Below are 14,603 nucleotides of genomic sequence, written 5' to 3'. Positions count from 1 at the left end.
CTGATCAGGTGCGACCTTATCAGCGGGCGCGCGGGTGGGCCTCGGCGTACACCTCGCGCAGGCGCCCGACCGAGACCATCGTGTAGATCTGGGTGGTCGTCACCGACGCGTGCCCCAGCAGCTCCTGCACGACGCGCACGTCGGCGCCGCCGTCGAGCAGGTGCGTCGCGAACGAGTGGCGCAGGGTGTGCGGCGAGACGTGCTGGCGCAGGTCGGCTCGCTCGGCGGCCTGCGAGATGACGGCCCACGCAGACTGTCTCGACAAGCGGGAACCACGAAGCCCGAGAAACAGGGCCGGGCCCCCAGGGCCCTTCGCCGCGAGGGCGGGTCTGCCCCGCACGAGGTAGTCGCTGACCGCCGACGTGGCGTAGCGCCCCACCGGAACGATGCGCTCCTTGTTGCCCTTTCCGCGCAGTCGCACCAGACCGGTTCGGCGGCGGTCCCCCGCCTCGGCGTCCGCCCCGCCGACCGGCTCGCGCTCGCGCTCGAGCTCGAGGTCGAGGTCGTCGACGTCGAGACCGACCGCCTCGCTGATGCGCGCCCCCACCCCGTAGAGCAGCTCGAGCAGGGCCCGGTCGCGCAGCGCCGACGGGGTGTCGCCGACCGAGGCCGCAGAGATCAGGCGCTCGACCGCCTGCACCGAGATGGCCTTCGGCAGCCGGGAGGGAGGCTTCGGCGGGGCGACGTTCGTGGCCGGGTCGCCGACGGTGTCGCCCTCGAGCGCGAGAAACCGGTGGAACCCACGCACGGCCACGAGGGTGCGCGCAGCCGAGGATGCCGCGAGCCCGCTCTCTCGCAGCCCGGCGAGGAAGTCGGCGACGTCGGCCTCGGTGACGTGGGTGGGATCGCCGACTCCGCGGCCGGCCAGGTGTGCCACGTAGCGCCGCAGATCGCGCTCGTACGCGCTCACCGTGTTCGCGGCCGCCCCCTTCTCGACCCGCACGTGCGCGATCCAACCGCGCACCGCGCGCTCCATGGCGCTGGGCGGGTCAGCTGCAGTGGACGGCGCCCGGCCTGGCCCGTCGGAAGTCGCGGCGTCGGTCAGGACAGTGCCTCCGCCAGGGTGATCGAGGTCATCCCGTGGGCCGCGGCCACCCCGTCGTAGGTGACCTGGCCTGCGTGGGTGTTGAGCCCGTAGCCCAGGGCCCGGTCGGCCGAGACGGCGTCGCGCCACCCCAGGTCGGCCAGGGCGACGGCGTACGGGAGGGTTGAGTTGGTCAGGGCGTAGGTCGAGGTGTGGGGCACGGCGCCCGGCATGTTGGCGACGCAGTAGAACACGGAGCCGTGCACCATGAAGGTCGGGTCGTCGTGGGTCGTGGGGTGCGAGTCCTCGAAGCAGCCGCCCTGGTCGATGGCGATGTCGACCAGCACCGAACCGGGCTTCATCTGCGAGACCAGCTCGTTGCTGACGAGCTTGGGCGAGGCGAACCCGGGGATGAGCACAGCGCCGATCACCAGGTCTGCCTCCTGCACCTGGTTGGCGATGGTCAGCTGCGAGGAGGCGAGCCCGTGCACCCGGTTGCCGTAGCGCCAGAACGACATTCGCAGCTTGTCGAGGTCGGTGTCGAGCAGGGTGACGTCGGCGCCCATGCCGAGCGCGATGTTCGCCGCATTCTGCCCCGAGACGCCGGCACCGATGATGACGACCTTGGCGTTCGCCACCCCACCGACGCCTCCCATCAGCACACCGCGCCCCCCCTGGGCCCGCATGAGCGAGTGCGCACCGACCTGCGGCGCCAGGCACCCGGCGACCTCTGACATCGGGTAGAGCAGCGGCAGGGCTCCGGAGGGCAGCTGCACCGTCTCGTAGGCGATCGCGGTGACCTTGCGCGCCAACAGCTCCTCGGTGAGAGGCTTGTCGGCCGCCAGGTGCAGGTAGGTGAACAGGGTCAGGCCCTCGCGCATTCGGTGGAACTCCTGCTCGACGGGCTCCTTGACCTTGAGCACCATCTCGGAGTCGGCCCAGACATCGTCGGCCGAGTCGACGATCGTCGCTCCCGCCGCCACGAAGTCGTCGTCGCTGATCTGCGAGCCGACGCCGGCATCCTTCTCCACGAGCACCTCGTGCCCGTGCTGTGTCAGCTCGTGAGCCCCTACCGGGGTGATGGCGACGCGGTACTCGTGGTTCTTGACCTCGCGAGGGATGCCGACCTTCATAGGATGCACTTCCTTGGCTCGAGTGACCGGTGCACGGCCCCGCCGGCTGCTGCGGGAGCGCCGCTGGATGATGCAGGGCCGGGCGACGGGCCCGATCCTGTTGCCACTGTAGCCACGCCAGGGGTGTGAATACTCAGGTCGCGAGGATCGCCCTCATGACATCGTGGGCGCATGCACCCCGTCCTGGTCGAGCTCGCCGGTCTGACCATCGGGACGCACGAGTTCTTCGTCGCTCTCGGCCTGGTCGTCGCCATCGGGGTGTTCGCCGCCGAACGGCGTCGACGTGGCGAGACCGACCCCCGACTCTGGGCGGTGGTCGCGGTCGGGCTCGCGTGGGGTGGCGTCTTCATGTACGCCGGCACCTGGTTCCAGCACCTCGATCTTCGGCAGAACGCGGGCTTCGTCGAGCAGTTCCTCTACGGCAACCGCAGCATCATCGGTGGCCTGGTCGGGGCCTATCTCGGAGTGCTGCTCGGCAAGCGTCTCACCGGCTACACCGCTCGTACCGGCGCCTACTTCGCGCCAGCGGTCGCGGCCGGGATGGCGGTTGGCCGGTTCGGCTGCCTCTTCACCGAGAACCCGGGCACCCCCACCGGGCACGGCTGGGGCGTCGTGCTCGACCAGGCGGCCGCTGACCGCACCGGCGCCGTGGCCGGCGTGGCGCTGCATCCGTCATTCGCCTACGAGATCGTCTTCCACCTCATCGCGCTGGCACTGCTGCTGCGCTGGCGCGACCGCCTCGCCGAGCCGGCCGGCTTGTTCACCCTGTACGTGGCCGGCTATGCCGTCTTCCGTTTCTTCGTAGAGTTCGTGCGAGGCAACGAGGTGGCCTGGCTGGGCCTCACCCGTCCTCAGCTGGTGCTGGCCGTGCTCGGCCCGCTCACCGTCTGGCGGGCGCTCGTGGTGCTGCGCAGCCCACGACCCGCTTCCGTGCTCCAGGAGGTCTCATGAGTCACCCCGTCATGGCCGCGCCGCCCTCGGCCGGATCTGGGCGCGCCCTGCGCGGCGATCGGATCCACCGCTACGTCAACGCCTTCTGCCCGCTGTGTCACGACGAGCAGCCCGAACGCGAGCTGGCTCAGGTGCCACGCCTCAGTGGTTGGCTCGTCGAGCGAGACGGCCGGGTGTGGCTCGAACGCGGATGCCGTGAGCACGGTCTGGTGCGCACGCTCTACGACGAGTCGCCCGAGATCCTCAGCTACCTCGAGCAGTGGACCGCGCCGACCAAGACGCACGGCCCCGATCGCACCGGCAACTTCCTGCCGGCTCCGGAGGCCTACGCGTACGGACTGCCGGCCATGCAGACCCAGCACACCTGCATCCTGGTGGAGGACATCACCGAGCACTGCAACCTGCGCTGCCCGACCTGCTTCGCCGACTCGGCGCCGTCGCTGTCGGGGGTGGCCTCGGTGCGTGACGTGCTGGCCAACGTCGACGCGCGGTTGGCGCGCGAGAACGGCCGGCTCGACGTGCTTATGCTTTCGGGAGGTGAGCCGACCCTGCACCCCGACCTGCCCGAGCTGCTCGAGCAGCTCGTCGCTCGCCCGATCGTGCGCATCCTGATCAACACCAACGGAATCAGCCTCTCTCGTGACGACGATCTGGTGGCCCTGCTGCACCGTCACCGCGAACGCGTGGAGGTCTACCTCCAGTACGACGGTGAGAGCGCCGAGGCGTCACGACACCACCGCGGCGCCGACCTGCGCCGGTTCAAAGACCTCACCATCGACCGGCTGGCGGCGGCCGAGGTGTTCATGACGCTCACCATGACCGCCGCTCTCGGGGTCAACGACCATGAGATCGGGCACGTGGTGCTGCGAGCCCTGCAGACGCCCTACATCGGGGGCATCTCCATCCAGCCGCAGTTCGGCAGCGGCCGAAGCGGAGCGATCGACCCGATGAACCGGCTGACCCACACCGGCGTGCTCGCCCGCCTCGACGAACAGACCGGCGGCGTGGTCACCTGGCGAGACCTCACGGCGCTGCCGTGCTCTCACCCGCACTGTGCGTCGGTCGGCTACCTGCTGCGTGACGACGCGGGCGACTGGACCTCCCTCACGCGGGCGGTCGGCCACGACCGGCTGCTCGACTGGCTCGACCTGGCCCCCGACCTGCTCGCCAACCGGGTCACCGACCAGGCCCTGCCCAAGGCGATGCGCGGCATCGTCAAGGAGTCGGTGCTCGGCCTGCTGAGTGAGCAGTCGTCGCTCTCACACCCGGTCGTGGGCGACCTCTGGAAGGGCATCTGCCAGAGCTGCGACCTCGGGGTGGGCACCCTGGCCACGCTCGCCGGCTCACGGCTGCCGGGTCAGCAGAAGCGGTTGCGCAAGCTGCTTGCCGAGCGCGTGGTGCGCATCACCGTCAAACCCTTCATGGACGTCTCGACGATGATCGAGGAGCGGCTCACGCAGTGCTGCGTCCACGTCGGAACCCGTGGGCCCGACGAGGCCGACCAGTGCGCGCCGTTCTGCGCCGTGCAGGCCTGGCCCCGGCTCGCGCGGCAACGTCTCTCCTCGAGTGCGGGGCGACAGCTACCGATCAGCGCCGTGCCGTCCGTGGCCCCCGCGGGTCCAGCGGGTCCAGCGGGTTCAGCGGGTTCGGTCGATTCGGGGACGCCGCCGGCCACGACACCTGCGCCGGAGGTGGCGACATGACCGTTCCTCCCCCCAACTATCCGCCACCGGGGTCACCGCCTCCGCCGCCGCAGGGACCACCGGTCGGTCCCCCGGGCAGCCCCTGGGGCGGTCCGCCGCCTCCCCCGCCGCGTCGACCGGGTCGACTCGTGGGTGGGGTGCTGGCCGTCGCGTTCGTGCTGCTCCTGTTCGTGGTCGCCACCAACACGGGCACGGTTCTGGAGGTGCTGATCGGTGGTCTGCTCCTCGGGGTGGTCGTCGCCACCGTGGGTGTCGCCTTCGAGAGGTACCGCCCGTACGCCACCGGCTTCCTGCTCGGCCTCGCGATCATCATCGTGGTCGGGGGTGGAGCCTGCATCGGGCTGATCGCCGCTCTGAGCTCGAGCCTATGAGCCCGGCGGGTGGCGAGGGTGACCACGATCCGACCAGCGGCGACGCCCACGACGGGTCCGTTCAGGATCAGCCGGTCGGTGCTGACCGCGCCGTCGACCTGACTCCGACGACCGGCACGGAGGGCGTGGCTGGTGGCGACGAGGCGCACCAGGGTTTCGATCCCCTCAGGCTGTGCATCTTCGCGACGATCGCGCTGCTCGCCTGGCTCGCCGGGCCGTGGGCTCTCGCCTTCTTCGCCGGCCTCGGCTTCGTCGGTTACTGGCGTGCCAGGCGGGCGGGTCTGCTGAGGTCGAGGTGCCTGCTCGGTGACACCCGCATCGTGCTCGTGTACCTAGCGGTGCTCTTCCTCGTGGCCGCTTGGGGTATCTGGAGCCGTCTCAGCGCCTAGTTTGGTCACCGTCGCGATGATCGGTCGAGTGAAAGGTATGGAGCCTACGGTGACCTTCTACGCACACAGCACGGCCAGGCGAACCCGTCAGATCCTCGCCGACGTGATGGCGGTGCTGTGGATCGGCGTCTGGGTCTGGGTCGGACGCCAGGTGCACGACACGGTGCTCGCACTGCGGTCGCCCGCCGACGCCATGACCTCGGCCGGGACCACCGTTCATGACTCGCTCACCGGTGCCGGAGACACCGCTCACGGCGTTCCACTGGTCGGCGACCAGCTCGAAGGCTGGCTCGACCAGGCGGCCGGCTCCGGCACCACTCTGCGTGAGGCCGGAACGTCGATGGCCGGCACCGTCGAGAATCTTGCGCTGACGCTGGGCCTCACGACGGCGCTGGTGCCGGTTCTGATCGTCGGCGGCGCCTGGCTCGTGCTGCGCGTGGGGTTCATCCGGCGGGCAACGTCCTCGCAGCGGTTCGTCGACGCCAGCGCCGACCTCGACCTCTTCGCCCTGCGCGCCATGGCGCGGCGTCCGATGACCCAGCTGGCTCGCATCGACCCCGATCCCGTCGGGGCCTGGCGCCGCGGAGACACCCAGGTGATCCACGCCTTGGCCACCCTGCAGCTTAAGGAGGAGGGCCTGCGGCCGCCCAGGCTCCACCAGACGCCGCAACACACCGAGTAGTCGCGAACCCACCGGGTAGCTACTCGGTGGGTTGGTGACTACTCGGTGTGTTGCGCAGGTGGCGGTTGGGCTGGGCGGCTCAGGAAGAGCGGGTGACCAGTGGCGTGAGGTCGGCGCTCGGCGGCATCCAGTCGTCGGCGTTCGCTGGTGTCTGCTCGCCCGAGCGGATGTCCTTGACCTCGTCACCAGACTCGCCGGCATCCGGGAACCACACCCACGGAATGCCGCGCCGCTCGGCGTAGCGGATCTGCTTGCCGAAGCGCGCAGCCGAGGGCGCCACCTCACACGCGATGCCGCGTCGGCGCAGGGCGGTGGCGGTGGCGACGGCCCGCTCACGGGCCGCGTCGTCGGGGAGGGCTACGAGCACGGCCGACGGAGTCGAACGTGAGGCCGAGACCAGGTCGTGGCCGATCAGCAGCCCGAGGATGCGGGTGACGCCGATCGAGATACCCACGCCGGGGTAGGTGTTCTTGCCGTCTGAGGCGAGGGCGTCGTAGCGACCGCCGGAGCAGAACGAGCCCCACGACTCGTGGCCCACGAACTGGGTCTCGTAGACGGTGCCCGTGTAGTAGTCGAGGCCGCGAGCGATGCGCAGGTCGGCCACCAGCTTGCCCGGGGCGTGCGCCATTCCGGTGCGGATGACGTTGGCGAGCGACTCGAGCCCCTCGTCGAGCAGGGGGTGCTCGACGCCGAGGGCGCGCACCTGGTCGACGAAGCCGAGGTCGTTCGACCGGATGCCGGCCAGCTCGAGGCACTGGTCGGCCTGCGCGGGTGTCGTGCCCGACTCGACCAGCAAGGTCTTGACCTTCTCGGGGCCGATCTTGTCGAGCTTGTCGACGATGCGCAGAGTGGCCATCACGTCGGTGATGCCGATGCCCTGGTAGAAGCCGTTGGGGATCTTGCGGTCGTTGACCTGGATGACGAAGTCACCGACCGGGAACCGGCTGAACACGTCGGCGATGACGAGCGGCATCTCGGCCTCGAAGTGCGGCGAGAGTGTGCCGACGTCGACGACGTCGATGTCGGCCTGGGTGAACTCGCGGTACCGGCCCTCCTGCGGCCGCTCACCCCGCCAGGCCTTCTGGATCTGGTAGCGGCGGAACGGGAAGGCGAGCTTGCCCGCGTTCTCGAGCACGTAGCGCGCGAAGGGCACAGTCATGTCGAAGTGCAGGCCCCAGCGAGCGTCGTCGCTGTCGCCCGCCAGCCGCGACACGGCGTAGATCTCCTTGTCGGCGTCCTCACCCTGCGCGCTCAGCCGTTCGATCGGCTCGATCGACCGCGTCTCGATCGAGCTGAAGCCGTGCAGCTCGAACGTCTCGCGGATCACGTCGAGAAAGCGCTGCTCGACGATGCGGCCCTCCGGCAGATACTCGGGGAAACCGCTGATCGGGGTCACTTTGCCGGTGGGGCGGGACTTCGGTGTGCTCACGTGGGCAAGTCTTTCAGGAACGGGTTGGTCGCTCGTTCGTGGGCCATCGTCGTGGCCGGGCCGTGGCCCGGGAGCACGAGCGTGGTGTCGGGCAGGGGCAGCACGACCTCGCGCAGGCTGCGCTGCATCGCGTCGTGGCTGCCGCCCGCCAGGTCGGTGCGGCCGATCGAGCCCGCGAAGAGCACGTCGCCGCTGATCATGGTGCGGTCGACCTCGACCTGCTCGCTGAGGCCGTCGGGCACGCGCTGGAGCCCGAACATGACCGATCCCTCCGTGTGGCCCGGGGCGTGCAGCACCTCGACGTCGAGGCCGGCGAGCGTCAGCTGCATGCGGTCGTGGATCTCGACGACGTTGGTCGGTTCGGTCCAGGTGGCCCGTTGCCCGAACTGCTGCTCCAGCATGGCGATCAGCCCGGGGTTGGTCTGGGCCAGCAGGTCGGTGAGGCGGTAGCGGTCGTCGGCGTGGATGTAGGCCGCCGTGTCTGACCCGCAGACCGGCGTGACGGAGTAGACGTGGTCGACGTGGCCGTGGGTGAGCAGCACCGCAGCGGGACGCAGCCGGTGCTCGGTGAGCACCTCGCGCAGGGTGTCCTCGACACCGATGCCCGGGTCGACGATCAGGCACTCCTCCCCCGCCGCCGGGGCCAGCACGTAGCAGTTCGTGTCGAAAGCCTGGGCCGGGAACGCGATCGTCAGCACGCGCCCGAGCCTAGCCGGGCTGCGCAGTGCGTCAGCGCCAGAATCGGGCCGCTGCAGGACCCCAGTCGGTAGAAGGAAGGGGAGTTGTCACGGACTCGTGACCGATCCCGTGACATGCTCCCTGTCGGCATTGCCTAAACTGACCGGACGCCCGGGGTCGCTCCCGCATGTTCTAGGAGAGGTTCGTTGACCAAAGAGCAGGAACGCGCTCGTGCGCGCCGTCGCCACGAGGCAGCGCAGAAGACCCAGAAGCCGCCCGTGGGTGACTCTGCCCGCGACAAGCAGGTCTTCGGCGTGATCCTCGCTGTCATCGTCATCGTGGCCGCGGTCATCGCGGTGCCGCACCTCATCGGCGGCCGCTCCGACGACTCCCCGACGCCGGCGGCCGCCTCGACGGCAGCGGCGACGGGTCAGGCGACCAACGCGGCTGGTCTTGCCGAGGGTCAGAAGCTGGCCGCGGGCTGCGTGAAGCCGCCAGCCCTGCAGGCGTCGCCGAAGCAGTTCGCCAAGGTGCCCGACAAGGCCGCTGCCGCCGGCAAGACGTTCACGGCCACGGTCACCACCACCTGCGGCGAGATCGACTTCGAGCTCGACGGGGTCAAAGCCCCGCAGACCGTCGCCTCCTTCAACAACCTCGCCACCGAGGGCTACTGGGCGCCGAGCCCGTGCCACCGGGTGACGAGCGAGGGCATCTACGTGCTCCAGTGCGGCGACCCCACCGGAAGCGGCTCGGGTGGCCCCGGCTATACCTTCGGCATCGAGAATGCCCCCAAGGACGGTGTCTACCCGGCCGGCTCGCTGGCCATGGCCCGGACCCAGGACCCCAACAGCAACGGCGGCCAGTTCTTCATCACCTACGAGCAGAGCAAGCTGCCCACCGACGGAGGCGGGTACACCATCTTCGGCAAGGTGACCAAAGGCCTCGACATCGTCAAGAAGATCGCCGCGAACAAGGCCACCGGCGAGAACCCGGCCGACGGGGCCCCCGTCTCGCCGATCAGCATCCTCAGTGTGAAGGTCACGGAGAAGAAATGACGGACAACACGACCACCGGTCCCGCCGAGACGATCGAGGTGCAGGCCCAGAACCCACAGGCCGACGCAGCACTCTCGGATGCCGTCGAATCGGTGGCCACACTTGAGGGGTCGACGGTGCCCGACGTCGAGCCTGTCACCTCCGAGCCTGTCACCTCCGAGCCTGCTGACGTCGAGCCTGCTGACGTCGAGGCCCCCGCGTCAGAGATCGACCCCGAGCCAGCACCGGTCGAGGCCACCGTCGAGGTCACTGGAGCCCCGATCGCTGCCGAGGTTCAGGTTCAGGTCGAGACGCTCGGCGCCGACGAGCAGGGCGAGCCGCAGCCCTCGGCTGCACCTGCTCACGACGAGCCACCGACAGCCGATACCCCACCCGCGGTCGAACCCGCTACCACCGAGCCGGATGCCGTCGCAACCGAACCCGCCGAGCCGGATGCCGTCGCAACCGAACCCGCCGAGCCGCCCGCCGTCCAGACAGCCGATGTAGAAGCGTCCGTGACCAGCGAGACCGGCTCGGAGGTCGACGCCTCCGCAGAGGTGACCCCGGCCACTGCTGACGCGCCGACCGAGTCCTCAGACACCAGCACGCCAGCCACCCTGCCAGCCACCCTGCCAGCCAGCACCCCTGGGCCCCCCAAGCCGAGTGCCGTGCCACGTCCGCCGATGCCGACACCGGCTGCGCTGGCCAAGGCTGCACCGCACCCGCCGGCCGTGGTCGCTCCGCCCACCATCACCACCGACCACTCGGCCTCGGCCGCCCACGGGCGGGTCGACGAGCAGGGTGTGGTCTACGTGCGCACGGCCGACGGTGAGGAGAAGGAGGTCGGCTCGTACCCGGGTGCGACCTCCGAACAGGCACTGACCTACTTCGCCCGCAAGTACGACGAGCTCTTCGCTTCGGCCGTGCTGCTCGAGCAGCGTCTGGCTCAGCCAGAGGTACCGTCGAAAGACGTGCAGGAGGGCCTGAAGACCCTCAGGGCCCAGACCGATGACGCCGCGGTCGTCGGTGACCTCGACGCCCTCGCGGCCAAGCTCGACGAGATCCAGTCGGGCATCGCCGCCAAGCGGGTCGTCGAGCAGCAGCACCGCGCCGAAGCGCGAGCGGCGGCCAAGGTGGAGCGCGAAGCCATCGTCGCCGAGGCGGAGTCGATCGCGGGGCAGCCCGAGAGCCGTATCCAGTGGAAGACGAGCGGGGCGCGCATGCGCGAGCTGCTCGATGACTGGAAGGCGCACCAGCGTGCCTCCACGCGACTCGACCGAGAGTCGGAGACCGCCCTGTGGCAGCGGTTCAGCACAGCCCGCAACGGCTTCGACAAAGCCCGCAGAACACACTTCGCTGGTCTGGATGCCGCTCACTCGGAGGCGAAGTCGGCCAAGGAGCGTCTTGTGGACGAGGCGGAGAAGCTGGCGACGAGCACCGACTGGGCTTCAACGGCCGGGGCGTTCAAACGTCTGATGGACGAGTGGCGTCAGGCTGGTCGCGCCAGCCGCAGCGACGACGACAAGCTGTGGGCGCGCTTCAAGGCCGCCCAAGACTCGTTCTTCGCCGCGAAGGACGCCCTGGTCGCGCAGGAGGAGGAGGGCTTCAGGGGCAACCTGACGGTCAAGGAGGCTCTGCTCAAGGAGGCCGAGGCCATCCTTCCCGTGACCGACCTCGAGAAGGCCAAGGGCCAGCTGCGCGCCGTGCAGGACAAGTGGGACGCGGCTGGCAAGGTGCCCCGCGCCGACATGGAGCGCATCGAGAAGACCCTTCGGCGCATCGAGCAGACCGTGCGCGACGCCGACGAGAAGCGCTGGAAGTCAAGCAACCCGGAGGCCGCTGCACGCGCCCAGGCCATGGTCGACCAGCTCGAGCGAACCGTCGCTGACCTTGAGGCCGACCTCACCAAGGCCGAAGCATCGGGCAACGCCTCGAAGGTCAAGAAGGCCACCGAGGCCCTCGAGGCCAGACGGGCCTGGCTCGACCAGGCCCGGGCCGGGGTCGCCGAGTTCGGCGGCTGACCTCGACCGGGCCCACCGTCAGTTCACCAACACCTCCTGACCCGGCACGAACTGGGTGGCCCAGGGGAAGACGATGGTGAACAGCATCAGTACGATCAGCGCCGCGATGGCGATCAGGGTGAGCGCCCTGACGGCGGTGGGCCCAGGCAGCATCCGCCACAGTGCGGCATACATCTAGCGGCCTTTCACGAGGGTGCCGACGACGATCAGCCGCCGTTCGTTGCCCCACCGCGGGTCGCAGGTGGTGAGCGTGAGCAGTCGACGGGTGGGCTTGGCCGTGGGTTCGCCTGGCACCGGGTCGAGCACACCCACATCGCTCGGGTCGGTGAGGAAGCTCTTGTCGACCCGGTAGGTCCACGCCCGGGCGCCGAACGAGAACCTGACGAGGTCACCCGGCAGCATCCGGTCGAGGTAGGCGAAGGGCTCACCGTGGGTGGAGCGGTGTGCGGCCACGGCGAAGTTACCGACCTCCCCGGGCCCGACCGTTCCCGGATAGTGCCCAGGACCCAGGGCCAGCTGGGTGAGGCCGACCCCCTGAACCACGACCCACCGCCAGTCGTCGCCCAGCCGTGGGATGGTCAGGTCGAGGTAGGGCTCTCCCGTGGCGGGCACGGGAGGTGGTGGGTCGATGCCGAGTGACGCAGCGAGACTGCCCGGAACCTTTGTCGGCGCCGGTGCGCTCGCCACTGCGCGACCGAGGTCGTTCGTGAGCCGTGACTGCGCGGCGCTGGTCTCGACCCCGGTCCACCACAACAGGTAGACGACGAAGAGCAGCACCACGACTCCGAGCGTCAGCAGCACCTCACCGGTCGCTCGCAGGGCCGTGCCGCTCGACCTACCGCGATGCAGCGCCCGATGCCGCCTCGCAGCGTCAGGCGGTCGACTTGCCACCGTTGACCCGGTAGACGTCGAACACCCCGTCGATCTTTCGCACGGCCTTGATGACGTGGTCGAGGTGCGCTGGATCGCCCATCTCGAAGGTGAACCGCGAGATGGCGACGCGCGCTCGGGAGGTCTGCACCGAGGCCGAGAGGATGTTGACGTGCTGGTCGCTCAGCACGCGCGTCACGTCGCTGAGCAGCCGGTTGCGGTCGAGCGCCTCGACCTGCAGCTGCACGAGGAACACGCTGGCCGAGCTGGGCGCCCACTCGACCTCGATGAGTCGGTCGGGGTTGGCGGTCAGCTGGTCGGCGTTGGTGCAGTCGACCCGGTGCACCGACACGCCGCTGCCCCGGGTGACGAAACCGAGGATCGGGTCGCCCGGCACCGGGGTACAGCACTTTGCCAGCTTGACCCAGACGTCGGCCGCGCCCACCACGACGACGCCAGGGTCGCCGTCCTGTCGGCGGGCCCGGCCCCGGTTCGGAACCGTGGCCTCGGCCAGGTCTTCGGTGGCGCCGTCGACCCCGCCCATCGACGCGACCACCTTGCCGACGACGTGCTGCGCCGAGACGTGGCCCTCGCCGACAGCGGCATACAGCGCCTCGATGTCGTGGTAGCGCAGATCGGTCGCGACGGCCGTCATCGACTCGTGGCTCATCAGCCGTTGCAGCGGCAGGTTCTGCTTGCGCAGGGCCTTGGCGATGCTCTCCTTTCCGGAGTCGATCGCCTCTTCTCGGCGCTCCTTCGAGAACCAGGCCTTGATCTTGTTGCGGGCCCGCGGGCTCTTGACGAACTGCAACCAGTCGCGGCTCGGTCCGGCCCCATCGGCCTTCGAGGTGAGCACCTCGACGAGATCGCCGTTCTCGAGCGTCGACTCGAGCGGAACCAGACGACCGTTGACCCTGGCGCCGATGCAGTGGTGCCCGACCTCGGTGTGCACGGCATAGGCGAAGTCGACGGGGGTTCCGCCGGCGGGCAGGGCCACCACCCCGCCCTTCGGGGTGAACACGTAGACCTCGCTGCTGCCCATCTCGAAGCGCAGCGAGTCGAGAAACTCGCCGGGGTCCTCGGTCTCGCGCTGCCAGTCGAGCAGCTGACGCAGCCAGGCCATGTCGTTCTGCGGGGTGATCTCACCGGGGCGGGCGACGCTGCCGCCGTTCTGGTCCTTGTACTTCCAGTGCGCCGCCACGCCGTACTCGGCGCGGCGGTGCATGGTGTGGGTGCGGATCTGGATCTCGACCGGCTTGCCCTCCGGGCCGATGACCGTGGTGTGCAGCGACTGGTACATGTTGAACTTCGGCATCGCGATGTAGTCCTTGAACCGGCCGGGCACCGGGTTCCAGCGCGAGTGCAGCGACCCGAGCGCGGCGTAGCAGTCGCGCACGGTGTCGACGAGCACCCGCACGGCGACGAGGTCGTAGATCTCCTCGAAGTCGCGGCCACGCACGATCATCTTCTGGTACACGGAGTAGTAGTGCTTGGGGCGACCGGTGACGGTGGCCTTGATCTTCGCGGCGCTCAGGTCGTCGGTCACCTGGGTACGCACCCCAGCGAGGTACTGCTCCCGCGCGGGAGCACGCTCGGCCACGAGGCGCACGATCTCGTCGTACACCTTGGGGTAGAGGGTCATGAAGCTGAGGTCCTCGAGCTCCCACTTGATGGTGTTCATGCCGAGCCGGTGCGCCAGCGGCGCGTAGATCTCGAGGGTCTCGTTGGCCTTGCGTTTGGCCGACTCGGGGCTCACGTAGCGCCAGGTGCGGGCGTTGTGCAGCCGGTCGGCCAGCTTGATGACGAGCACGCGAATGTCGCGGGCCATGGCGATGACCATCTTGCGTACGGTCTCGGCCTGCGCCGCCTCACCGTAGGTGACCTTGTCGAGCTTGGTCACCCCGTCGACGAGCATCGCGATCTCTTCACCGAAGTCGCGCCGCAGCTCATCGAGGGCGTAGGCCGTGTCTTCGACCGTGTCGTGCAACAGAGCCGCGGCCAGTGTCGGGGGGGTCATGCCGAGCTCGGCGAGAATGGTGGTGACCGCGAGCGGATGGGTGATGTAGGCATCGCCGCTCTTGCGCATCTGGCCCTCGTGGGCCGCCTCGGCCACCTCGTAGGCACGCTCGATCACCGACAGGTCGGCCTTGGGGTGGGCCTGGCGGACCGCAGTCATCAGCGGTTCGAGAACCGGGTTCCCCGCCGGCCTGGTGGCGCCGAAACGTGCGAAGCGCGCTCGAACCCGCGAGGGGGTCGACAGCTCGTTCCGCACGTCCTCACTCATGACGTGAGTCTAGGGCCTTCGCCTGAGTCCACGG

At 69.5% G+C, this 14,603-nt stretch carries 14 protein-coding genes; 7 read left to right on the top strand and 7 right to left on the bottom strand.

Annotation, left to right across the window (positions count from 1 at the left end; genetic code table 11):
• Positions 1 to 19 precede the first annotated feature (19 nt).
• Both BA895_RS21885 and ald read right to left on the bottom strand, forming a co-directional pair.
• Entirely contained in the window at positions 20 to 976 is a 957-nt protein-coding gene (locus BA895_RS21885; protein ID WP_070193988.1) for a site-specific tyrosine recombinase XerD, read from the bottom strand.
• 65 nt (positions 977 to 1,041) lie between these two features.
• On the bottom strand, positions 1,042 to 2,157 hold the full coding sequence (gene ald / locus BA895_RS21880; RefSeq protein WP_070193987.1) for an alanine dehydrogenase: 1,116 nt from the start codon (positions 2,155 to 2,157) through the stop codon (positions 1,042 to 1,044).
• A gap of 171 nt (positions 2,158 to 2,328) precedes the next feature.
• On the opposite strand from ald, the gene BA895_RS21875 reads away from it, so the two are divergent.
• The 5 genes from BA895_RS21875 to BA895_RS21855 are packed head-to-tail and all read left to right on the top strand — an operon-like array spanning position 2,329 to position 6,253.
• A complete protein-coding gene (locus BA895_RS21875; protein ID WP_070193986.1) occupies positions 2,329 to 3,108 on the top strand; it encodes a prolipoprotein diacylglyceryl transferase in 780 nt (259 codons plus the stop codon).
• Entirely contained in the window at positions 3,105 to 4,811 is a 1,707-nt protein-coding gene (locus BA895_RS21870) for a radical SAM protein (RefSeq protein ID WP_083283655.1), read from the top strand. The genes BA895_RS21875 and BA895_RS21870 overlap by 4 nt, the downstream gene beginning before the upstream one ends.
• Positions 4,808 to 5,182, top strand: coding sequence for a hypothetical protein (locus BA895_RS24080; protein WP_175442413.1), 375 nt, complete (start codon positions 4,808 to 4,810; stop codon positions 5,180 to 5,182). Before BA895_RS21870 ends, BA895_RS24080 begins: the two co-directional genes overlap by 4 nt.
• A complete protein-coding gene (locus tag BA895_RS21860; protein ID WP_254666604.1) occupies positions 5,179 to 5,571 on the top strand; it encodes a hypothetical protein in 393 nt (130 codons plus the stop codon). The genes BA895_RS24080 and BA895_RS21860 overlap by 4 nt, the downstream gene beginning before the upstream one ends.
• Positions 5,572 to 5,620: 49 nt before the next feature.
• Positions 5,621 to 6,253 carry a hypothetical protein gene (locus tag BA895_RS21855; RefSeq protein ID WP_139142829.1) on the top strand — a complete coding sequence of 211 codons (633 nt, stop codon included), beginning with the start codon at positions 5,621 to 5,623 and terminating at the stop codon, positions 6,251 to 6,253.
• Positions 6,254 to 6,332: 79 nt separating this feature from the next.
• On the opposite strand, the gene hisS is transcribed toward BA895_RS21855, so the two are convergent.
• Positions 6,333 to 7,682 (bottom strand): histidine--tRNA ligase, encoded by a 1,350-nt coding sequence (hisS, locus tag BA895_RS21850; protein ID WP_070193983.1) that lies wholly within the window; start codon positions 7,680 to 7,682, stop codon positions 6,333 to 6,335.
• Entirely contained in the window at positions 7,679 to 8,380 is a 702-nt protein-coding gene (locus BA895_RS21845) for an MBL fold metallo-hydrolase (protein ID WP_070193982.1), read from the bottom strand. Before BA895_RS21845 ends, hisS begins: the two co-directional genes overlap by 4 nt.
• 186 nt (positions 8,381 to 8,566) lie before the next feature.
• On the opposite strand from BA895_RS21845, the gene BA895_RS21840 reads away from it, so the two are divergent.
• Both BA895_RS21840 and BA895_RS21835 read left to right on the top strand, forming a co-directional pair.
• Positions 8,567 to 9,415 carry a peptidylprolyl isomerase gene (locus tag BA895_RS21840; protein ID WP_070193981.1) on the top strand — a complete coding sequence of 283 codons (849 nt, stop codon included), beginning with the start codon at positions 8,567 to 8,569 and terminating at the stop codon, positions 9,413 to 9,415.
• Complete coding sequence (locus tag BA895_RS21835) at positions 9,412 to 11,415, top strand: DUF349 domain-containing protein (RefSeq protein ID WP_254666603.1); 2,004 nt, start codon at positions 9,412 to 9,414, stop codon at positions 11,413 to 11,415. The genes BA895_RS21840 and BA895_RS21835 overlap by 4 nt, the downstream gene beginning before the upstream one ends.
• An 18-nt stretch (positions 11,416 to 11,433) precedes the next feature.
• Here BA895_RS21835 and BA895_RS24075 read toward each other — a convergent pair whose 3' ends face one another.
• Genes BA895_RS24075 through BA895_RS21825 form a run of 3 tightly spaced genes read right to left on the bottom strand, consistent with a single transcriptional unit; the run spans position 11,434 to position 14,569 of the window.
• Positions 11,434 to 11,589: a hypothetical protein gene (locus BA895_RS24075; RefSeq protein ID WP_175442412.1), complete on the bottom strand. Its 156-nt coding sequence runs from the start codon at positions 11,587 to 11,589 to the stop codon at positions 11,434 to 11,436.
• Positions 11,590 to 12,306, bottom strand: a complete 717-nt coding sequence (locus BA895_RS21830) for a class E sortase (RefSeq protein WP_083283653.1) — start codon at positions 12,304 to 12,306, stop codon at positions 11,590 to 11,592.
• Positions 12,287 to 14,569, bottom strand: coding sequence for a bifunctional (p)ppGpp synthetase/guanosine-3',5'-bis(diphosphate) 3'-pyrophosphohydrolase (locus tag BA895_RS21825; RefSeq protein WP_070193979.1), 2,283 nt, complete (start codon positions 14,567 to 14,569; stop codon positions 12,287 to 12,289). The genes BA895_RS21830 and BA895_RS21825 overlap by 20 nt, the downstream gene beginning before the upstream one ends.
• Positions 14,570 to 14,603: the final 34 nt, after the last annotated feature.

It is taken from the genome of Humibacillus sp. DSM 29435 (assembly GCF_001758225.1).
Classification (GTDB): Bacteria; Actinomycetota; Actinomycetes; order Actinomycetales; family Dermatophilaceae; genus DSM-29435.
This window is presented reverse-complemented; position numbering and strand designations above follow the sequence as displayed.